21 protein-coding genes are annotated in these 20,267 nt (G+C 69.0%); 13 read left to right on the top strand and 8 right to left on the bottom strand.

Features of this window, described 5'->3' with window-relative positions; all coding sequences use genetic code 11:
* Positions 1-15 precede the first annotated feature (15 nt).
* The gene (locus tag ACFWNN_RS27485) at positions 16-495 is read left to right on the top strand and encodes a hypothetical protein (RefSeq protein ID WP_382442809.1); all 480 of its coding nucleotides are present in this window, start codon (positions 16-18) and stop codon (positions 493-495) included.
* Positions 496-599: 104 nt separating this feature from the next.
* Here ACFWNN_RS27485 and pssA read toward each other — a convergent pair whose 3' ends face one another.
* The 4 genes from pssA to glp form a co-directional block, all read right to left on the bottom strand.
* A complete protein-coding gene (pssA, locus tag ACFWNN_RS27480; protein ID WP_382442808.1) occupies positions 600-1,559 on the bottom strand; it encodes a CDP-diacylglycerol--serine O-phosphatidyltransferase in 960 nt (319 codons plus the stop codon).
* Entirely contained in the window at positions 1,560-2,255 is a 696-nt protein-coding gene (locus tag ACFWNN_RS27475) for a phosphatidylserine decarboxylase (protein ID WP_382442807.1), read from the bottom strand.
* Positions 2,256-2,459: 204 nt separating this feature from the next.
* A complete protein-coding gene (locus ACFWNN_RS27470) occupies positions 2,460-3,860 on the bottom strand; it encodes a M48 family metalloprotease (protein WP_382442806.1) in 1,401 nt (466 codons plus the stop codon).
* Positions 3,857-5,053: a gephyrin-like molybdotransferase Glp gene (glp, locus tag ACFWNN_RS27465; protein ID WP_382442805.1), complete on the bottom strand. Its 1,197-nt coding sequence runs from the start codon at positions 5,051-5,053 to the stop codon at positions 3,857-3,859. Before glp ends, ACFWNN_RS27470 begins: the two co-directional genes overlap by 4 nt.
* A gap of 72 nt (positions 5,054-5,125) precedes the next feature.
* On the opposite strand from glp, the gene ACFWNN_RS27460 reads away from it, so the two are divergent.
* The 4 genes from ACFWNN_RS27460 (at position 5,126) to groL (ending at position 9,205) form a co-directional block, all read left to right on the top strand.
* Positions 5,126-5,767, top strand: a complete 642-nt coding sequence (locus ACFWNN_RS27460; RefSeq protein WP_382442804.1) for an AIM24 family protein — start codon at positions 5,126-5,128, stop codon at positions 5,765-5,767.
* A gap of 88 nt (positions 5,768-5,855) precedes the next feature.
* Positions 5,856-6,062, top strand: a complete 207-nt coding sequence (locus ACFWNN_RS27455; RefSeq protein ID WP_030470913.1) for a cold-shock protein — start codon at positions 5,856-5,858, stop codon at positions 6,060-6,062.
* 82 nt (positions 6,063-6,144) lie between these two features.
* Positions 6,145-7,380: a serine/threonine-protein kinase gene (locus tag ACFWNN_RS27450; RefSeq protein ID WP_382442803.1), complete on the top strand. Its 1,236-nt coding sequence runs from the start codon at positions 6,145-6,147 to the stop codon at positions 7,378-7,380.
* 205 nt (positions 7,381-7,585) lie between these two features.
* A complete protein-coding gene (gene groL, locus ACFWNN_RS27445) occupies positions 7,586-9,205 on the top strand; it encodes a chaperonin GroEL (RefSeq protein ID WP_382442802.1) in 1,620 nt (539 codons plus the stop codon).
* A 730-nt stretch (positions 9,206-9,935) separates the two neighbouring features.
* Here the strand turns inward: groL and ACFWNN_RS27440 are convergent.
* Entirely contained in the window at positions 9,936-10,412 is a 477-nt protein-coding gene (locus ACFWNN_RS27440; RefSeq protein ID WP_382442885.1) for a carboxypeptidase regulatory-like domain-containing protein, read from the bottom strand.
* Positions 10,413-10,417: 5 nt separating this feature from the next.
* A complete protein-coding gene (locus ACFWNN_RS27435) occupies positions 10,418-11,023 on the bottom strand; it encodes an RNA polymerase sigma factor (RefSeq protein WP_093593868.1) in 606 nt (201 codons plus the stop codon).
* Between the two features lie 347 nt (positions 11,024-11,370).
* On the opposite strand from ACFWNN_RS27435, the gene ACFWNN_RS27430 reads away from it, so the two are divergent.
* From ACFWNN_RS27430 to ACFWNN_RS27410, 5 genes are all read left to right on the top strand, one after another.
* Positions 11,371-12,030 carry a copper homeostasis protein CutC gene (locus tag ACFWNN_RS27430; RefSeq protein WP_382442801.1) on the top strand — a complete coding sequence of 220 codons (660 nt, stop codon included), beginning with the start codon at positions 11,371-11,373 and terminating at the stop codon, positions 12,028-12,030.
* 82 nt (positions 12,031-12,112) lie between these two features.
* Positions 12,113-13,390, top strand: a complete 1,278-nt coding sequence (locus ACFWNN_RS27425; RefSeq protein ID WP_382442884.1) for an extracellular solute-binding protein — start codon at positions 12,113-12,115, stop codon at positions 13,388-13,390.
* 2 nt (positions 13,391-13,392) lie between these two features.
* Entirely contained in the window at positions 13,393-14,277 is an 885-nt protein-coding gene (locus ACFWNN_RS27420; protein WP_382442800.1) for a carbohydrate ABC transporter permease, read from the top strand.
* Positions 14,274-15,107 (top strand): carbohydrate ABC transporter permease, encoded by an 834-nt coding sequence (locus ACFWNN_RS27415; protein WP_382442799.1) that lies wholly within the window; start codon positions 14,274-14,276, stop codon positions 15,105-15,107. Before ACFWNN_RS27420 ends, ACFWNN_RS27415 begins: the two co-directional genes overlap by 4 nt.
* On the top strand, positions 15,104-16,474 hold the full coding sequence (locus ACFWNN_RS27410; protein ID WP_382442798.1) for a beta-N-acetylhexosaminidase: 1,371 nt from the start codon (positions 15,104-15,106) through the stop codon (positions 16,472-16,474). The genes ACFWNN_RS27415 and ACFWNN_RS27410 overlap by 4 nt, the downstream gene beginning before the upstream one ends.
* Here the strand turns inward: ACFWNN_RS27410 and ACFWNN_RS27405 are convergent, their stop codons facing one another.
* Positions 16,475-16,705 carry a PspC domain-containing protein gene (locus ACFWNN_RS27405; RefSeq protein ID WP_382442797.1) on the bottom strand — a complete coding sequence of 77 codons (231 nt, stop codon included), beginning with the start codon at positions 16,703-16,705 and terminating at the stop codon, positions 16,475-16,477.
* Between the two features lie 86 nt (positions 16,706-16,791).
* Positions 16,792-17,175 carry a VOC family protein gene (locus ACFWNN_RS27400; RefSeq protein ID WP_382442796.1) on the bottom strand — a complete coding sequence of 128 codons (384 nt, stop codon included), beginning with the start codon at positions 17,173-17,175 and terminating at the stop codon, positions 16,792-16,794.
* Between the two features lie 191 nt (positions 17,176-17,366).
* On the opposite strand from ACFWNN_RS27400, the gene ACFWNN_RS27395 reads away from it, so the two are divergent.
* Genes ACFWNN_RS27395 through ACFWNN_RS27385 form a run of 3 tightly spaced genes read left to right on the top strand, consistent with a single transcriptional unit; the run spans position 17,367 to position 20,252 of the window.
* Positions 17,367-18,197, top strand: a complete 831-nt coding sequence (locus ACFWNN_RS27395; RefSeq protein WP_382442795.1) for an AAA family ATPase — start codon at positions 17,367-17,369, stop codon at positions 18,195-18,197.
* Positions 18,194-19,168: a VWA domain-containing protein gene (locus tag ACFWNN_RS27390; RefSeq protein WP_382442794.1), complete on the top strand. Its 975-nt coding sequence runs from the start codon at positions 18,194-18,196 to the stop codon at positions 19,166-19,168. The genes ACFWNN_RS27395 and ACFWNN_RS27390 overlap by 4 nt, the downstream gene beginning before the upstream one ends.
* Positions 19,161-20,252 carry an XdhC family protein gene (locus ACFWNN_RS27385; protein WP_382442793.1) on the top strand — a complete coding sequence of 364 codons (1,092 nt, stop codon included), beginning with the start codon at positions 19,161-19,163 and terminating at the stop codon, positions 20,250-20,252. Before ACFWNN_RS27390 ends, ACFWNN_RS27385 begins: the two co-directional genes overlap by 8 nt.
* Positions 20,253-20,267: the final 15 nt, after the last annotated feature.

The raw sequence follows: 20,267 nt of genomic DNA, 5'->3' as shown, positions 1-20,267 counted from the left end.
GTTGGTAGGTGACGGGTGAACGCGCGGGATAAAGGCATCTGGCTGGAATTCGTTAGTGCGGAAAAGGCTTACATCGCGGCCATGGCGAACCTTCGTAATGTGGACGAGGTGGAAGTTCTTCGAGAAGGGCTGCTCAACGCAGCGTGGCGGCGGCCTGCCCTGCTGGTGATCGGGTTGACCGACGTGAAGGTTGCCGAGCTGCTCCTTCCCGAGCTTTTGGCGCTCGCGAATGTCGGGCACTCGCTGATCAGCGAGGTCCGGAGGTGCATCCTGCGCGTTCAGCCCGAAGTTCTGGGGCCGCACGTCGCCCGCCACGTCGCTGGTTTGATCGATGATCCGTCAAGCGATGACGAGGCGTACCGGAGGATCGCGGAGCTGCTCGTGGACATGGAGGATTGGGGGCTCTTGAAGACTCTGACGAATGCAGCCGCGCTGTCGTCCGATCCGGACATCCGTGAAGTGGACGAGGACTTCGGCTACCTGTGCGGCGATTGACCGTCATGAGTGAGACCAGGGTTGCGAAGCTCTGGTCTTGACCGCGCAACGCTGAGGGCCGGACACGGTGAACGTGTCCGGCCCTCAGCCTGTTCAGGAAGCGATCAGCGCTTCGGCTGGCGCCTCAACCCCAGCTGCCGCCACGAACGCCGACGGCCGTTGACCGTGCCCTCCGTCGCCGCAGCCGCGGAAGCATCCCGCCGAGGCCGACGAACGGCCCGCATGGCCGCACCGGCGACCCGACCGCTCAACGGCTGGCGCAACCCAAGTCGGCGTGCTGCCACGCCATGGGCCCGCTTGATCGCCCGCCGATCAGCCCCGGTAACGGTCCAAGCCTCAGGATGCTTCGACAGCCACACGTACCGCCGCACCGAGTAAGGCAGGTGCCCGAGGTACACGACCATCGCGATGATCAACGCCACCAACGGATACGTGATGACAGCGGCGGCCAGCAGACCAACACCCACCAGCAGGGGAGCCACCGCACGAGGCGGCACCTTCACCGTCTTGACGGACAGTGTGGGAATGCGGGACACCAGCAGCATCGCCACCAGCACGGTCCAAGCGGCCACGACGTAGGAGTTGTTCCACCAGCCGTCAGCACGCACCTGCTCCTCGATGATCAGAGGCAGCAGCAGCAACAACCCACCGGCCGGAGCCGGCACGCCCACGAAGAACTCCTTCGCGAACGGCGGTTGTTCCTTCTCCAGCAACGTGTTGAAGCGGGCGAGGCGGACGACCATGCAGACCGCGAAGATCAGCGCGATGACCCAGCCCGCGCGGTTGCCCTCGAACTTCCAGAGGTAGATCGCCAGCGCTGGGGCGACGCCGAAGGAGATGGCGTCGGCCAGTGAGTCGAGTTCCGCGCCCATCTTCGACGTCGCGTCCAGCAGGCGGGCGATGCGGCCGTCGAGGCCGTCGAAGACGGCCGCTGCCGCGATCGACGCGATGGCCGCGCCCCACATGCCGACGTTCGCGAAGTGCACTGCGGACAGGCCCGAGCACATGGCCAGGACCGTGATCGCGTTCGGCAGCAGGCGAACGCCGGGCCCGCTGGGTGCCACTTACGCCTCCGGGAGTTCGGCGAGAACGGTCTCGCCGCCGATGGTGCGCTGGCCTGCCTCGACCAGGACGCGGCTGCCGCGCGGGACGTACAGGTCCACGCGCGAGCCGAAGCGGATCAGGCCGTAGGTCTGGCCCGCGGCGACCTTCTCGCCCTCGGCGACCTCGCACACGATGCGGCGGGCGACGAGGCCGGCGATCTGCACGACCACCAGATCCACGCCCGACGTCGTGCGCAGCCACACGGTGTTGCGCTCGTTCTCCTCGGAGGCCTTGTCGAGGTCTGCCGAGAGGAACTTGCCGGGGTGGTACGAGACCTGGACGATCTCGCCGTCCGCGGGCACGCGCTGCACGTGCACGTCGAAGACCGAGAGGAACACGCTGACGCGCGTCATCGGCTGCGAGCCGAGGCCGAGTTCGGCGGGCGGGACGGCGTCGACCACGTGCGAGACGGTGCCGTCGGCCGGGGCCACGGCGAGGTTCGGACGGGTCGGCGTCACGCGCTTCGGCTCGCGGAAGAACCACGCCACCCACGCCGTGACCAGCGCGAGGACGACGCCCAGGCGCTTGGAGCGCAGCCGGACGAGGAGGGTCGCGATCGCCGCACCGGCGACGAACGGGCGCCCCGCCGGGTGCATCGGCGGCACCATGCCGCGCGCGAGTTCGAGGAAGTGGGAGACGGGCTTCTCGCTGCTCATCGTGTCTGTGGGTTCCGTAGCTTCCGTGGAGTGTCGGGCGGCTTCACGCTACGGCAACGGCCCAAACCGCCCATCGGGACTGCCGGAAAGACAAGTGGCCGGTGGGCCCGTGCATCCCCCGACGAATGCACGGGCCGACCGGCACCTGCGGGCAGTGTAATCCCCGTCACATGGAGTTAACAACGTCGCTCGGTGAGCGTTCCGTCACAGCCCGTCCACTCCGAGAGACCGCAGGCGCGACCTCAGCTCGGCGACCTGATTAGCGTCACGGACCGCGGGCTCGACCAGGTCGTCCGGGTAGACCGCAGCTCCATCGGCCGTGCGGAGCAGGAACAGGCCGCCCCAGTTGAGTTCCAGCGTCGCGCGGTTAGCGGTGACGAGCTGGTCAGACACCATGCAGCCGAGCAGTTCCGTCACGGCTTCGACGGCCGCGAAGTGCACCTGCTCCGACGTCAGCGAGGCGTCGACGGGCCGCCCGGTGAGGTCGTGCAACCTGCCCTGTTCCAACGCCGTGAGCAGGTCCGGCAGGGTGTCGCCGATCTTGCTGACCCGACCGGCGTGCCGCAGCGCTTCCGCCTTCCAGCGCACCAGCGCGGGCCCGGCCAGCGGCGCGAGCTCCGGCCACGTGATCGGCGGCCCGGACACCCCGACTAGGTCCGCGACCTGCGTCCCGGCCAGCAACGTGTGCGCGGGCCGTTCGTCCACGGCCTCCGCCACCTGCGACAACGCCCTCATCGCGGCGACCCGCTCGCGGACCGGTGGGTGGCTGTCGAACACCGACGTCGGCTCCAGCTCGGCCATCAACGGCTCGAGCTCGCGCAACTGGTGCACCCGGCGCGGGTGGTCCAGGTACGTGCGGAATCCCTCGACCAACGGCGGGGTGCGGCCTGCGTGCGTCGCGAGTGAGACGTACCAGGTCAGGTAGTCGCTCCAGGCCTCGGTGACCGGCCCGATCCGCAGCATCGCCCGCGCCGCCGCCTCCCGCCCGGCCGCCGCGACCGCGACCTCGTCGGCGAACAGCTCGTGCTTGCGGCTCTCCGGCGCGGCCACCAGCGCGTACAGCCGGGCCCACGCGTAGAGGACGCCGGTCGTGTCGAACCGCTCGGTCGTGAGCCGGAGCGTGAGCGACGCGCGGTACGTGAGCGCGGAGAGCTTGGTGTGCCCGCCGCTGTAGTGGCCGAGCTCGTGCGCCAGCACCGACCGCAGCTCACCGATGCTCATCCCGGCCACGAACGGCAGCCCGAGCGACATGTACCGCGCCCCGCCGTGCTCCCACACGCTCGCGTTCGGCTCGCTGATCAGCCGGATGTCGTGGGGACCGGGGGTGCCCGCGATCCGCGCCAGCTCGTCGACGTGCCACCACAGCTCGGGGTGCGCCTCGCGGGTCAGCGGAACGCCGCTGGGCCGCGGCGTCACCCAGATCGCGATCCCCATCGCCACCAGCGGAGGGCCGCCCAGCGCGAGCGCCATCAGGGCCAGCGCGCCGCCGGCGACGACCTCACCCTGCTCGAACTGGTCGAGCGACAGCGCGCCCAGCGTCCCGAACAACCCCAGCGCGAGCAGGAAGAACCCGAGCAGCATCGCCAGCGCGAGCACCGCCCTCACTGGAGGTATCGCACGGTGACCTCGGAGCTCGCCGCCAGCTCGGTGACGTCCTCCGGCACCTCGATCAGGCAGTTCGACAGCGCGAGCGCCGACAGCAGGTGCGACCCCGGCCCGCCGACGGGCGTCACGACCTCGCCGGACGACGGGTCGTGCAGGCCGCGCCGGAACTGCGTCTTGCCCGCCGGCGACGTCAGACCCGTCGTGATGCGCGCACGTGCCGTGCGACGTTCTGGATCCGTGTGCCCCATGGCCGCCATCAGTGCCGGACGCACGAACACCTCGAACGACACCTGTGCGCTCACCGGATTGCCCGGCAGCGACAGCACCGCGACGCCCTCGTACCGCCCGGAGCCCTGCGGCCCGCCAGGCTGCATCGAGACCTTCGTGAACCGCACGTCGTGGCTGGCCAGGGCGTCCTTGACCACCTCGTACGCGCCCGCGCTGACCCCGCCGGACGTGACGATCGCGTCCACCGCCCCGACGTACGGCTTCAGCGCGCTGTGGAACGCCTCCACGTCGTCCGGCACGAACCGCAGCTGGATCGCCACGCAGCCCGCGTCGCGCACCGAGGAGGCGAGCATCATGCCGTTCGACTCGTAGATCTGGCCCGGCAGCAGCGGTGTCCCGGGTTCGACCAGCTCGGAACCCGTCGACAGGACCAGCACGCGCGGGCGGCGCCGCACGGGCAGTTCGGGCAGACCGAGCGCCGAGGCGAGGCCGAGCGTGGACGGGCGCAGCACGGTGCCGGCGAGCAGTACCGGATCACCTTTCTGCACGTCGTCGCCGCCGACGCGGATGTTCTGGCCGGGCTCGACGGGCCGGTGGATCGTGACGGTCTCGGTGCCGCCGTCGGTCCACTCGACCTGCACCACGGCGTCGGCGCCAGAGGGCACGGCCGCGCCGGTCATGATCCGCTGCGCGGTGCCGGGGGCCAGCGGCGTCAGCTCGGTGCGACCTGCGGGGATGTCGTCGGTGACGACGAGGCGGGTCGGTTCGTCGCGGCTCAGATCGGCGGCCCGCACCGCGTAGCCGTCCATCGCGGAGTTGTCGAACGGCGGCAGGGCGAGCGGCGCGATGACGTCGGCGGCGAGCACCAGACCCAGGCACTCCTCGAGCGGGAGCTGCACCACGGGCATCAGCCCGACGAGCTCCGCGACGCGCTGGCGGTGTTCGGCGACAGAGGTGGGGGACACGACTGCATACTGCCAACGTCGCGCCGCTCGTGAGCGCCGCATTGCCCCCAATCCTCACCGGAGGTGTTGTTCGTGCAGGTCCGGACCAGGCACACCCCGACGTTCGGCGTGGCGAGACTCGTCCTCGCGCCCGGCGAGGCGGTGCTGGTCGACCCGTTGACCATCGCGGCCACCAGCTACGGGCTCGCGGTCGAGGTGAAGGGCGCGGGCTCGGTGGCCGTCGCGCTGGCCACGGCCGGCGCGGAGGGCGGCTGGCTCGACGCGGCGCCCGTGCTGCCCGGCGACCTGCACCAGGTCGAGCTCGACGGCACGCACGGCTGGGTCCTCGCCCGGCACAGCTGGATCGCCCAGAGCAGCACGGTCGCCATGAACCCGGACGCGCCGCCCATGCAGGCGATCTTCGGCGGCGCCGAGGGGTTCATGAACTACGCGCACGGCCAGGGCGGCGTCGTCCTCGCCTGTTGCGGCGCGCTCGACCTCGTGACGCTGGAGGCCGGGGAAGCGGTGACCATCAGCAGCGACCACGTCGTCGCGTTCGCCGACACGCTGCAATGCCGGCTGCGGCCGTCGGTACCCGATGGCGTGCAATCCATTCAGACCGGTGAGGGCCTGGTGTTCGACTTCGCAGGTCCCGGTGCCGTGCTCACCCAGACGCGCGGTCCCCGCAGACTCACCACCTGGTTGCGCGCCAACGGAGTCAGCCCCCGTTCATGACTCCGTAAGGAGGTATCCGAGTGAGTTTTCTTCTTTTAGCGTTGCGTTCTGCGCTTTGCGTGAGATGCGTGATCTGAAGGAGGACGTCTTGGCTCTCGGTACCGTCAAGTGGTTCAACTCCGAAAAGGGATACGGCTTCATCGCAACCGATGGCGGGCCCGACGTGTTCGTGCACTACTCGGCGATCCAGATGGAAGGCTTCCGGACGCTCTCAGAAGGCGACCGGGTGGAGTTCGAGGTGCAGGCCGGCCGGGACGGGCGCAGCCAGGCGTCGGACGTGCGCCGGGCGGGCTGACTGAGCCGGTCGGACGTCGCTCTGATCACGGCTTCGGTGAACCCGGGGCAAGCCGATCTCGCCGGACGTTAGGCTGCCTCGCGTGTCGGAGGACCTGAGCGGGCGGCGAATCGCGCATTACCGGATCGACGGCGTGCTCGGCCGCGGTGGCATGAGCGTGACCTACCGGGCCACGGACGTGAGACTGGGCCGGAAAGTCGCGCTCAAGGTCATCGGTGAGCATCTCGCGCCCGACGCGGAGTTCCGCGAGCGGTTCGTCGACGAGGCGCGCAACACCTCCGCGATCGACCACGCCAACATCGTGCCGCTGTACGACTTCGACGAGGTCGACGGCCTGCTCTACATCGCGATGCGGCTGGTGGACGGCCAGGACCTGGCCGGGCACATCAAGTCGGGCCCGCTCACGCCCGCGCGCACGTTGACGCTGCTCGCCCAGGTGGCCGAGGCGCTCGACATGCTGCACGGCAAGGGGCTCGTGCACCTCGACGTGAAGCCGGCGAACGTGCTGGTGACCGAGAAGGAGGGCGTGCGCGAGCACGTCTACGTCGCCGACTTCGGCCTGACCCGCCGCGGCGCCACCGGCCACCGCACCCGAACGGGTGATTTCCTCGGCTCGCCGACCTACGCGGCGCCGGAGCACCTGCGCGGTGAGCCCGTCGACGGCCGCACCGACCAGTACGCCCTCGCGTGCATGCTCTTCGCCTGCCTGTCCGGGCGCCCGCCGTTCCAGGGCGGCGTGCAGGAGGTCATCGCGGGCCACCTCGGCAGCGCGGTGCCGGCGTTGTCGCAGCTCGTGGCGTTGCCGCCGACCATCGACGACGTGATCCGCAAGGGCACCTCGAAGGACCCGGCGCAGCGGTACGCGAACTGCGCCGAGCTGATCGCCGCCGCCCGCGTCGCCCTCTCCGGGGTCGCGCAGGGCTCGGCTCCCGCTCAGGCCGGGCCGCAGTCCGGCTCGTTCCCCGCTCAGGCCTCGCCGGTGTCCGGGCCCATGCCCGTGCAGCAGCAGGGCGGCCCGTACCAGGGCGGCGGCTACCAGCAGCCGTTGCAGGACCCGGTCCGGCTGCGCCCGCCGAACCAGGTGGGCGTGAGCGCTTTCACGTCGTCCGGCAAGAAGGAGCGCCCGGCGTGGTTCGCGCCGGTCATCGCCGCCGCCGTGGCGATCGTGGTGATCATCATCGTGGTCGTCATCCTCTCGCCTGGTGACGAGCCCGCACGTCAGCCCAAGACGAGCTCCGCCCCGTCGCTGCACATCGGGGACGACCCGACCTCGAACAAGCCCCTGCCGACCTCTGTGCCCGTCCGCACCTCACGCTGAGTTCGCTTGCACTCGTCGTGCCCGAGTGCTAAACACGAACTAGCACTCGGCTCCGTCGAGTGCCAAAGAAGTGAGGCTAGGAAGGTGAGGCCCTCCGGGGTCGTCCGTCGCGGGCACCGAACCTTGCCACTCGCATCGTGTTCCGCTGTGGGCTCTGCCGGCTCACAGTGGCCCAGAATCCACAAAGGCGGAGGAACACACCGCAATGGCCAAGATGATCGCGTTCGACGAGGACGCCCGCCGCGGTCTCGAGCGGGGTATGAACACCCTCGCCGACGCCGTCAAGGTGACGCTCGGCCCGAAGGGTCGCAACGTCGTTCTTGAGAAGAAGTGGGGTGCGCCGACGATCACGAACGACGGCGTCTCCATCGCGAAGGAGATCGAGCTCGAGGACCCGTGGGAGAAGATCGGGGCCGAGCTCGTCAAGGAAGTTGCCAAGAAGACGGACGACGTCGCTGGTGACGGCACCACGACCGCGACCGTTCTCGCCCAGGCCCTGGTTCGCGAGGGTCTGCGCAACGTCGCCGCGGGCGCCAACCCGCTCGGCCTCAAGCGCGGCATCGAGCAGGCCGTCGAGGCCGTCGCCGAGCAGCTGCTGAAGGCCGCCAAGGAGATCGAGACGAAGGAGCAGATCGCTGCTACCGCGTCCATCTCCGCCGCTGACCCCACGATCGGCGAGCTCATCGCCGAGGCGATGGACAAGGTCGGCAAGGAAGGCGTCATCACCGTCGAGGAGAGCAACACCCTCGGTCTCGAGCTCGAGCTCACCGAAGGCATGCGCTTCGACAAGGGCTACATCTCCGGTTACTTCGTGACCGACCCCGAGCGTCAGGAAGCGGTCCTCGAGGACCCGTACATCCTGCTGTTCGGCTCCAAGATCTCCACGGTCAAGGACCTGCTCCCGCTCCTCGAGAAGGTCATGCAGGGCGGCAAGCCGCTCCTCATCATCTCCGAGGACGTCGAGGGCGAGGCTCTCGCGACCCTGGTCGTGAACAAGATCCGCGGCACCTTCAAGTCCGTCGCCGTCAAGGCGCCCGGCTTCGGTGACCGTCGCAAGGCCATCCTCCAGGACATCGCCACCCTCACCGGTGGCCAGGTCATCACCGAGGACGTCGGCCTGAAGCTGGAGAACGCCGACATCTCGCTGCTGGGCAAGGCCCGCAAGGTCGTCGTCACCAAGGACGAGACGACCATCGTCGAGGGCTCGGGCGACGCCGACCAGATCCAGGGTCGCGTCAACCAGATCCGCGCCGAGATCGAGAAGTCGGACTCCGACTACGACCGCGAGAAGCTCCAGGAGCGCCTCGCGAAGCTCGCCGGCGGCGTCGCCGTCATCAAGGCGGGCGCGGCCACCGAGGTCGAGCTCAAGGAGCGCAAGCACCGCATCGAGGACGCCGTTCGCAACGCGAAGGCGGCCGTCGAAGAGGGCATCGTCGCGGGTGGTGGCGTCGCGCTGCTGCAGGCCGCCGAGGCTGCCTTCGCGGGCCTGCGCCTCACGGGCGACGAGGCCACCGGTGCCAACATCGTCAAGGTCGCCGTCGAGGCGCCCCTCAAGCAGATCGCGGTCAACGCCGGCCTCGAAGGCGGCGTCGTGGTCGAGCGCGTCAAGTCCCTCCCCGCCGGCGAGGGCCTCGACGCCGCCACCGGCGAGTACAAGGACCTGGTCGCCGCGGGCATCATCGACCCGGCCAAGGTCACGCGTTCCGCGCTGCAGAACGCCGCGTCCATCGCCGCGCTGTTCCTGACGACGGAAGCCGTCGTCGCGGACAAGCCGGAGAAGAACGCGGCCCCGGCCGCGCCGGACGCCGGCGGCATGGACTTCTGAGTCCACCCGCACCACAGCACCACCCCAGGAAGGCCCGACTCGCTCCGCGAGCCGGGCCTTCCGGCCGTCTGGGGCCAGTAACGGGCGGGCGGCAGGTCAGCTGGAGGGCTCAGGGGCGGCTCAGGTGAGTGGGCGGCAGTCACGGGGCGCGGGGGACGCCTGCGGCGCCGGCCGGGGTGGCTCGGGTGGTCGCGCCTCGCGGCAGGGACGGGCGGGTGGCGCCGGGCGGTGGGAGGCGGGGCGGCAGGACTGAAGAGGAGGCGAGGGCTGCGGGGCAAGGCGGGGTGGAGCCCAGACTCAGGTCACCAATGGCTTGAGGGCTCGCGAAGCCGAAGGCGAGCCCGTACGAGCGTGCGGACGCGACGGCGCAGCCGAGCTACCTGACCTCAACGCAATGCCGAAGGCGAGGCGTGACTCCATGCTCATCACGGCAACCGGTAATGACGTGACGTGCCCGCCTAACGTGCCCACGCTGCAAAGAGATTGGGGCTTGACTTTGGGTGCGAGGTGCTAGCTTCTCGAGCTCGGCCGGGCGCTTTTCAGCCCGGCCTTTTCCGGCCGATGAGCGCCTCGCAAGGGCCCCGAAGTCAAGCCCCAATCTCTATCGTCGCGCAGCGGCGATGACGAAACCAAAGCTTGTCAAAGTTCTTTGCCACCAACCCAGCCACCTGCGCAAAGGTGACCGAACCCGCCCAATCCCCAGTAACTCCCCAGAACCCCAGTCAAATCGTCAAAGCATGATCGTGGGCGTGACCACAGTCCGCCCAGGCTCCCCACGAGAATTCACCAAATGCACCAGAATCTGAGTGGTCCCGGTAGGAACATCAGGCAGAACGAACCGCCCACCGTCATCAGCCCGAGTGCAAGAGGACTGGTGATCGGCCACCCGAACCTCCACCTCGTGCTCCCCGGCCGGCACCAGCCACCCGTCGATCCGGTGCCGTGACCCGGTCGAGGTGAAGTTGACCATCAGGGTCAGGTTGTCCACGGTGAACGTGATGGTGCCGGTCTGCCCACCCCGCACCCCGGCGAACGACCCGGCCCGTTCCCACCGCGCCACCTCGACGTCCAGGGACTCCAAGGCGATCGCGAACTTCACGCGGTCCACCAGGTCGGCGGGTGGCGGGTCCAGTTCGTCGACGAGCCTGTTCAGTTCGGAGAGGACTGCGGTGTCCTCGGGGCCCCTGCGGTCGTCGCGCGGGTCGATCTCGTTCACCGCGATCCTCCTTCCGTCTCCAGGTAGTTGCGCAGCAGTGTCAAACACCGTCCCCTGGTCGGACCGATGCTGCCGTGGGGCATGGCGAGTGCTTCGGCCACTGCCCGGTACTCCGCGCGGCCCGCGAGCACGGTGAGTCGGAGCAGTTCCTGGCACCTCGTGGTCAAGCGGCCGAACGCGAGCCACAGGCGGCGGTCGCGGTCGTCCAGCAGCGTGACGTCCTCCGGCAGGCCGGTGTCGGACTCCAGCTGTTCGGCGTACTCGTCTGAAAGGTGCGTTTCACGCTTGTTGGGTGTCCAAGTTCGGCGTGCTTCACGCCTCGTCGTCACAACCAGGTAGCCGACCAGGGCTTTTGGCTCGTTGATGTTCTCGATGTTCTTGAGGAACGCGAGCCACACCGTCTGCACCACGTCCTCTGCGGCGGCGCGGTCCAGGCCCTGCCCTCGCGCCACGTGCCACAGCAGTGGGGTCAGCTCCGTCACGAGCACGTCCAGTGCGTTGCGGTTGCCCTCTCGTGCGGCCGCCACGCACATCGCGTGTCGTTCGGTGCCTTCAAGCCCGTCCCACGGCGGACGGTCATCCGCCGTGTGCAGCTCGTCCATGTGGCACCTCCGATCGGCCGCCCTGTCAGCGCCGTCCGCCAACTCATGAAGGGCTAACTGGGCGGTAGATACAAAATTCACTCGATTGGAGCAGTATCACCGCCAAGGTGATCCTCATCTTCCTCCGGGTATGCCAGCGGCCCGTGATTCCCCCTCCGAGTCACGGGCCGCCAGTGGTGGGAGCCTGCGTCAGCCGGCACCCCTCGAACCGGCTGACGCGTGCTCCACGCCTGAACAAAGCGCTCTGCAAGGAAAGAGCGGAACTCAGGCGGGTAGATACAGCCCTCTGACGCGGGAACCGGCGCGGAGGCTCCCGATTCACGAAAGCACACGTTATGGTCTAGACCATGCCGATTCTCGAAGTGATCGCCCTGACCGCGAAGGACGCCGAGGCCGCCCAGGCCGGTGGCGCTGACCGGCTCGAACTCGTCGCCGACATGGCGAGCGACGGCCTCACGCCGTCAGTCGCCACCTTCAAAGAAACACAGCGCGCGGTCGACATCCCCATTCGCGTGATGCTCAGGGACGCCCAGGGCTTCGCGCCCGGCAACCTCAAGCAGCTCCGCCGGCAGGCCTGGGAGCTCAGGGAGGCGGGCGCCACCGAGTTCGTCCTCGGCTTCCTCGATGCCGGAAACGAGATCGACGAGGGCGTCACTCTCAACCTCCTCGCGGAGTTGGAAGGATGTGCCTGGACGTTCCACCGCGCCCTCGACAACTCCAACGACGTCTTCCGCTCCTGGGCGGTCGTGCAGACCCTCGGCTGCGACACGGTGCTCGCCGCGGGCGCCAGGACCGGCGTGAAGGACGGAATCGAGAACCTGAAGAAACTCGTCAGCCAGGGCCCGCCCGCCCTGCTCGTCGGCGGCGGTCTGCAGCAGCACCACCTGCCGGAACTGCTGGCAGCGGGCGTGAACGGATTTCACGTTGGCAGCGCGGTCCGTCCGTCCGGCTGGGACGGACCGGTCGATTCGGCATCAGTTCGGGAATGGGTCAATCGTCTGGTCTAGACCCTTGCCTAATCGCGTTCTACAGTCACGTTGCTTCCTGTGAAATAGCTGTTGCAACATACGCAACGTGAAGGGCGCGACGATGCGGCTGAAGACACTTGCGGCGGTGCTGGGCGTGGGCGCGGTGGTGGCCTGCGCACCGGTGCAGTCGGGACCGACGAACGCGGGCACGGACGAGCAGACCGGACAGCTGCGGGTGTGGCTGTTCGACGAGGTCAACCGCGCCCCCAAAGAAGCCGTGGTGAAGGAGGCGATCTCCGAGTTCCAGGGCAAGCACAGCGGCGTCACCGTCGACGTGCAGTACATCCAGGTGTCGAGCCGGGCCGAGCGCTTCAAGGCCGCGTTCAGCGACCCCAAGAGCGCTCCGGACGTCGCCGAGTTCGGCAACACCGACCTCGCGGGCTACGTCTCCGCCGGCGGCTTCTCCGAGCTCGACCTGGGCAAGTGGGACGAGTCCAAGGACCTGGTCCCCACGATCCTCGACACGGCCAAGGTCGACGGCAAGACGTACGGCGTGCCGTGGTTCGTCGGCGTGCGTGCGTTGTACTACCGCACGGACGTGTTCAACGAGCTCGGCCTCAAGCCGCCGACGACGTTGGACGAGATCGCGACGACGGCGCGGGAGATCCGGCAGAAGAAGCCCGACATGATCGGCATCTCGGCGGGCGGCAAGTACCTCTTCGCCGCGCTGCCGTACATCTGGGCGCAGGGCGGCGACCTCGCGAAGTCCGACGGCGGCAAGTTCACCGCCACGATCGACAGCCCCGAGGCCAAGGCCGGTGTCGCCAAGTACACCGAGCTGATCAAGGACGACATCTGCCCGCCCGCCGCCTGTGCGGGCAACGGCGGTGACGCGAGCGTCGAGGCGTTCCGGGCCGGCAAGGCCGCGATGACCATCGGCGGCGACTTCAACCGCAAGTCCGTCGACGCGTCGAGCGCGGCCGGCAAGTACGCCGTCGTGCCGCTGCCCGGCAAGGACAAGGGCTCGGTGGCGCCCGCGTTCGCCGGCGGCAACCTGCTCGGCGTCATGAAGGGCACGCAGCGCAAGACGCTCGCCAACGAGTTCACGCAGCTGCTGGCGTCGAAGAAGTACCAGCAGAAGATGTACACGGCGATGGGCAACCTGCCGACGTTCGCCGACGTGCAGAAGCAGGTCGCGGACTCCGACAAGTTCCTGGAGCCGTTCACCAAGACCCTGCAGTCCGGCACGAAGTTCGTCCCCGTCACCCCGGCGTGGGCGAAGATCGAGGCGCAGACCGTGGTGCCGACGATGATCCAGGAGATCGTCACCGGCGCGAAGAACGTCGACACGGCCACCGCGGACGCCGCCAAGACGATGAACGCGGCCTTCACGTCGTGAGCATGACCGCCAAAGGCCAGGGGCGGACCGCGTTCGCCTACCTGGCTCCAGCGCTGCTGATCCTCGGGGGCCTGCTGGCCTACCCGATCTATCAGCTGGTGCTCATCTCGCTCTACGACTACGGCCAGGAACAGGTGAGCGGCGGCGCGCCGCTCGAGTTCCTCGGTCTCGGGAACTACCAGAAGCTGTTGGGAGACCAGCAGTTCTGGGGTGTGCTCGGGCAGACCGTCGCGTTCGCGGCGGTCTGCGTGGTCGGCACGTTGCTTGTGGGCGCGTTCCTCGCAATCCTCGCCACCCGCGTCCGCACGTGGGTGCGCATGACGTTGTTCCTGGCGGCACTCGGCGCGTGGTCCACGCCCGCGGTCGCCGGCTCGACGATCTGGCTCTTCCTGTTCGACGCGAACTTCGGGTTCGTCAACGAGGTCCTGGGCATCCAGGGCTTCTCCTGGACGTTCGACAAGTGGACGGCCTTCGGACTCGTTGCGGCCCAGGTGATCTGGTGCTCGTTCCCGTTCGTCATGGTGACGCTCTACGCGGGCATCAAGGCGATCCCGGGCGAGGTGCTGGAGGCCGCGGCGCTCGACGGCGCGTCGGCGTTCCGCACGGCGTGGAGCGTCATGCTCCCGTTGCTGCGGCCGATCATCCTCGTGGTGACGATCCAGTCGATCATCTGGGACTTCAAGGTCTTCACGCAGATCTACGTGATGACGAACGGCGGCGGCATCGCCGGGCGCAACCTCGTGCTCAACGTCTACGCCTACCAGCAGGCGTTCGCGGCGTCGGAGTACGGCCTGGGCGCGGCCATCGGTGTCGTGATGACCGTGCTGCTGCTGGGAATCACGATGTTCTACCTGCGTGCACTCAAGCGTTCGGGGGAGGTCCTGTGAGGCGCTGGCTGACCGAGGGCTTCGTCCTCATCATCGCCGCCGTGGTGGCGTTCCCGCTGTTCTGGATGGTCCTGTCCGCGTTCAAACCGGAGGACGAGATCATCTCGGCCGACCCGGTGCCGTGGACGACGCGGCCGACGCTCGACAGCTTCACGCGGGCGCTCACGGTCGCGAACTTCGGGCGCTACTTCATGAACAGCATCGTCGTCGCGTTGATCGTGGTCGCCCTGAGCATCCTGATCTCGTTCCTCGCGGCGACCGCGCTGACCCGCTTCCGGTTCCGCAGCCGCACGACGCTGCTGATCATGCTGCTGGTCGTGCAGATGGTGCCGGTCGAGGCGTTGACCGTGCCGTTGTTCTTCCTGATGCGGTCCGTGGGGGACAGCGTTCCGGTCTTCGGCCTGAACCACCTCGGCTCGCTCGTGCTGGTGCACCTGGCCTTCAGCCTGCCGTTCGCGATCTGGATGCTGCGGGGCTTCGTCGCCGCGGTGCCGGTGGAACTGGAGGAGGCCGCCACCCTGGACGGCGCCTCGCGCTTCCGGTTCCTGTGGCAGGTGCTGTTCCCGCTCGTGGCGCCCGGCCTGGTGGCCACGAGCGTGCTGTCGTTCATCCACGCCTGGAACGACTTCCTGTTCGCCAAGACGTTCATCATCTCGGCCGTGGAGAACCAGACCCTGCCGCTGGCTCTCCAGGTGTTCGTCAAACCCGACCAGAACGATTGGGGCGCGATCATGGCGGGCTCCACCCTGATGACCATCCCTGTGCTGATCTTCTTCGTGCTCGTGCAGCGCCGTCTCGTGTCCGGCCTCGCGGGGGCGGTGAAGGGATGAACCTGCTGCCCCGCCCGGTTTCCTATGTGGACGGTGGAAGGCTCTGCGAGTACAAGGGCTGGCAGACCGTGCACGCGGACAGCCCGCCCGGCGGTTACCGGCTCGTCTCTTCCGACGAGGGCGTGCTGATCGAGGCCGGTGACTCGGCCGGCGAGATGAACGCCTTGCAGACCCTGCGCCAGCTGCTCGGTGTGCAGGCGTTCCGGGCGGCCGGCGCCAAGCCGTCGGTCATCCCGGCGTGCGAGGTCGTGGACTACCCGCGGTTCGAGTGGCGGGGCGTGATGCTCGACGTCGCACGGCACTTCCTGCCCAAACGGGAGGTGCTGCGCTACGTCGAGCTGATGTCCGCGCACAAGCTCAACGTCCTGCACCTGCACCTCACCGACGACCAGGGCTGGCGCTTCGAGTGCAGGCGCTACCCGAAGCTCACCGAGGTCGGGGCGTGGCGCGAGGACTCGCGGTTCGGCGACCGGCGCTCCGGAGGGCTGAAAGGCCGTCCGCACGGCGGTTTCTACACGCAGGACGACCTGCGCGAGATCGTCGAGTTCGCGAAGTCCCGCTACATCACGGTGATCCCGGAGATCGACATCCCCGGCCACTCGCAGGCGGCCATCGCGGCCTACCCGGAGCTCGGGCTGCACGGCGGGGGAGTCTGGACCGACTGGGGCATCAACGAACGCGTGCTCAACACGGGGGAGTCCACAGCGGACTTCTACCGGAACGTGTTCGACGAGCTGATGGACGTCTTCCCGGCGGAGATCATCGGTCTCGGCGGGGACGAGGCGCCCGGTCACGAGGACGGAACCCTCGTCCGCGCGATCGCCGAGCACATCGTGAGCAGGGGGCGCAGGCCGTACGGGTGGGACGAGGTCCTGGAGGCGCGTCCGCTGCCGCACGGCACGGTCGTCGCGTCGTGGCGCGGGGTCGAGGGCGGCGTGACGGCGCTCGGCGCGGGCCACGACGTCGTCATGTGCCCTGAGCAGCACGTCTACCTGGACTACCGGCAGTCGGAGTCGCCGGACGAACCGATCCCGGTCGGCACGGTGACGACGCTGGAGGACGTCTACGCGTGGGAGCCGGTGCCCGAAGGCCTCACGGGCGAGGAGCCCGGACGGCTGCTGGGCGCGCAGGCGAACATCTGGACCGAGCACCTCGACTCGGCCCGGCGGGTGGACTACGCGGCGTTCCCGAGGCTGGCCGCGTTCGCCGAGGTCGTGTGGTCCCCGGCGGAGAAGGACCCGGAGTTCGTGACGAGACTGCACGAACACCACCTGCCCAGGCTCGACGCCCTGGGGGTGGAGTACCGACCCCTCACCGGTCCCCACCCCTGGCAGCGACTACCTGGTGTTCCTGGTTTTCCACGGTGATCACATCGCAGCGTCTTCCTCGGGCATGAGGATCCAGGCGGCGACGTAGAGGACCGCTCCGGTGCCGAACCCGAGCAGCGTCGCCGCCACGAGGACGATCCGCAGGATCGCCGCGTCCACGCCGATCATCTTGGAGACGCCGCCGCAGACGCCGGCGACCATCTTGTCGCTGCGACTCCTGCGGAGCTTCTTGACCTGGGCCGTTGCGTCGTCGAGAACGTTGTTCGTCATGTACCAAGAATCGCGTTTTCACGCTCACCGCACATCGGTGACCACCCCGAACCCGACCCTGAACCGGGCCGGGGGTCCCAGGGTCGTCAGTCGAGGCAGAACTCGTTGCCCTCGACGTCCTGCATGACGATGCACGACTCGTTCTCCTCGTCGGCCTCCATCACGCGCACACAGGTGGCGCCGATCGCCTCCAGCCGCGCCCGCTCGGCCTGCAACGTGGCGAGCCGTTCGGCGCCCACGAGCCCGGTGCCCGCCCGCACGCAGACGTGGACGCGGTTCTTGACGACCTTCGACTCGGGCACGCGCTGGAAGAAGAACCGCGGACCCTCACCGGTCGGGTCGGCGACCGCGGACCACGACCCGTCGCTCTCCGGCGGCGCGCCGTACCCGAGCACCTGGCTCCAGAACTCCGCCACCCGCACGGGTTCCGCGCAGTCGAACGTGATCTGGACTTTCTTGATCGACCCCATCCGCCCAGGCTAGTGGGTTGGCCCGGAACGTGGGCGAGGTAATCCACGCTCAGCAGGGCGCCTCGCGGCACCGCCCCCACGCCCCCGTACAACCAGTACGAGGACGTGGGGGCGGCACCACGATGCACCCGTCTGACCGCGAATTACCTCGGCAACGTTCCGGGCCAACCCACTAGTCGTACCCTGAGCCGATGGAGTCCCCAGAGGAACTCGGCGCCGCGCTCGACCGCGCGGGGTACCTGCCGGACGGCGGCATCGCCACGGCGGCGTTCCTCGCGGTCGCGATGGGACGGCCGCTGTTCCTCGAAGGCGAGCCCGGCACCGGCAAGACCTCGCTGGCCCTCGCGCTGGCCAAGGCGATGGACGTGCCGTTGATCCGGCTCCAGTGCCACGAGGGCATCGACGCCACCCAGGCGTTGTACGACTGGGACTACCCGCGCCAGCTCATGCACCTGCGCGTCCTCGAAACGCGCGGCGAGGTCGACGAGGCGTCCCTCTACACGCGACGGTTCCTGCTGGCGCGCCCTCTCCTCCAGGCGTTGGAGAACGCGCCGTGCGTGCTGCTCGTCGACGAGATCGACCGGGCGGACGACGAGTTCGAGGCGTTCCTGCTGGAGGTCCTGTCCGAGAACGCCGTGAGCATCCCCGAGTTCGGCGAGATCCGGGCGACCACGCCGCCGTTGACCGTGCTGACCTCGAACCGCACCCGCGAGGTGCACGACGCGTTGAAGCGCCGCTGCCTCTACCACTGGCTGGAGCACCCGGCGCTGGAACGCGAGGTGGCGATCCTCCGCCGCACGCTGCCCGGCCTGGACGAACGGCTGGCGCGCAAGGTCGCCGAGGCCGTGCAGCGGATGCGGGGCCTGGACCTGCTGAAACCGCCGGGCGTCGCGGAGTCGTTGGACTGGGCGCGCGCGTTGCGGGCGTTGGGGCGCACGGAGCCGGACGCCGACACGCTCGGCGCCGTCCTGAAGTACCGGGAGGACGCGGAACGCGTGACCGGAAGCGCAATCGTGGGATGACGGAAGCCTGCGTGGGGTTCACGAGCGTCCTCAAGGGCGCCGGACTGCCGTGCGGGCCAGACCGCGTGCAGGCGTTCCTGCAGGCCACCGAGCACGTCGACCTCTACTGGGCCGGGCGCCTCACGCTCTGCGCCGACCCGGACGACCTGCCGCGCTACGACGCGGCGTACCGGGCGTACTTCGGCGGCACCCCACCCCGTCCACGCACGACGGTCGAGCTCGACTCGGTGACCGTCGGGGTGGCCGCGTCCGACGTGGAGGTGTTGAAGCACAAGGACATCTCCGAGTTCGCCGCCGGGCCGTTGATCGCGCGGCTGAACCCGCTGCCGCCGCGCCGACGGTCCTGCCGGCTCCGCAAGGCCCGCCGGGGCAGGCTCGATCTGGCCAGGACCGTGCGCGCGATGATCGAGACCGGCGGGGAGATCGCCCTGCCACGGCATCGTCGGCGCGGCACCAAGGCGCGCAGGCTGGTGTTGCTGATCGACGTGTCCGGCTCGATGGCCGCCTACTCGGACGCGCTGCTGCGGTTCGCGCACGTCGTCGCCCACGCGATGCCCGTCGAGGTCCGCACGATCGGCACGAGACTCACCCGCGTGACCCGTCAGCTGCGCGAACGCGATCCCGAACGGGCCTTGAAGGCCGCCGGTCGGGCCATCCCCGACTACGAGGGCGGCACGCGGCTCGGCGACTCGCTGCGGCGGTTCAACCAGCAGCACAGGCAACGCGGCGCGGTGGTCGTGCTGTTCAGCGACGGCTGGGAACGCGGCGACCCGAGCCTGCTGGCGTCCGAGATGGCACGGTTGAGGCGGGTGAGCCACAAGGTCATCTGGGCCAACCCGCACGCGGGCAAGGCGGGCTACCGGCCGGTGCAGAGCGGTGTGGTAGCGGCGCTCCCGCACGTGGACGTCATGATCGCGGGCCACAGCGTGCACGCGTTGGAAGAGCTGCTGAAGGAGGTGCGCCGTGCGTGATGTCCTCTACGACCTGGCCGGACGGGTGGCGAACGGCGAGACGGTCGGCGTCGGCACGGTGGTCGCCACCTTCAGCTCGGCGCCGCGGCCTCCCGGCGCCGCGATGCTCGTGACGCAGGACGGCGAGGCGGTCGGCAGCGTGTCCGGCGGCTGCGTCGAGGGTGCCGTCTACGACCTCGCGCAGGAGACCGGCGGCCCGGTGCTGCAGCGGTACGGGGTGAGCGACGACGACGCGTTCGCGGTGGGGCTGACCTGCGGCGGGATCATCGACATCTACGTCGAGAAGATCAACGCCGAGACGTTCCCGCAGCTCGGCGAGGTCGTGGAGACGGTCCGCGCCGAGGAACCGGTGGCGGTCGCGACCGTCATCGAGCACCCGGACGGCATCGGCCGTCGCATGGTCATCTGGCCGGACCGCCGCGACGGCACCCTCGGAAGCGAGCGCATCGACGACGCCGTCACCGACGACGCGCGCGGGATGCTCGCGTCCGGGCGCAGCGGGGTGCTCCAGTACGGACCGGACGGTCAGCGGCGCGGCGAGGGCATGAGCGTCTTCGTGAACTCGTTCGAACCGCCGCCGCGCATGCTCGTGTTCGGAGCGATCGACTTCGCCGCCGCGATGGCACGGCTCGGCGCGTTCCTCGGTTACCGGGTGACGGTGTGCGACGCACGGCCCGTGTTCGCGACCCGCAGCCGTTTCCCGGAAGCGGACGAGGTCGTCGTCGCCTGGCCGCACAAGTACCTCCAGGCCGAAGCGTCCAAGCTCGACGAACGCACGGTCATCGCCGTGCTGACCCACGACCCGAAGTTCGACGTGCCACTCCTCGAAGTCGCATTGCGACTGAAAGTGGGCTACGTCGGCGCGATGGGATCCCGCCGGACGCACGAAGATCGACTGAATCGGTTGCGGGACACGGGAATGAGCGAATCCGAACTTGCGGCGTTGTCGTCGCCGATCGGGCTCGATCTCGGCGCGCGAACGCCTGAAGAGACCGCAGTTGCGATTGCCGCCGAGATCATTTCCTTGCGGTGGAAGGGAACCGGTCAGCGACTCACAGGGCTGGAAGTCCCGATTCATCGGTGATCGGGTTGTTGAACC

This window comes from Lentzea sp. NPDC058450, assembly GCF_042721395.1.
Taxonomy (GTDB): Bacteria; Actinomycetota; Actinomycetes; order Mycobacteriales; family Pseudonocardiaceae; genus Lentzea.
Note: the sequence above shows the minus strand (reverse complement) of the source record. Positions and strands in the feature narration are given on the sequence as shown.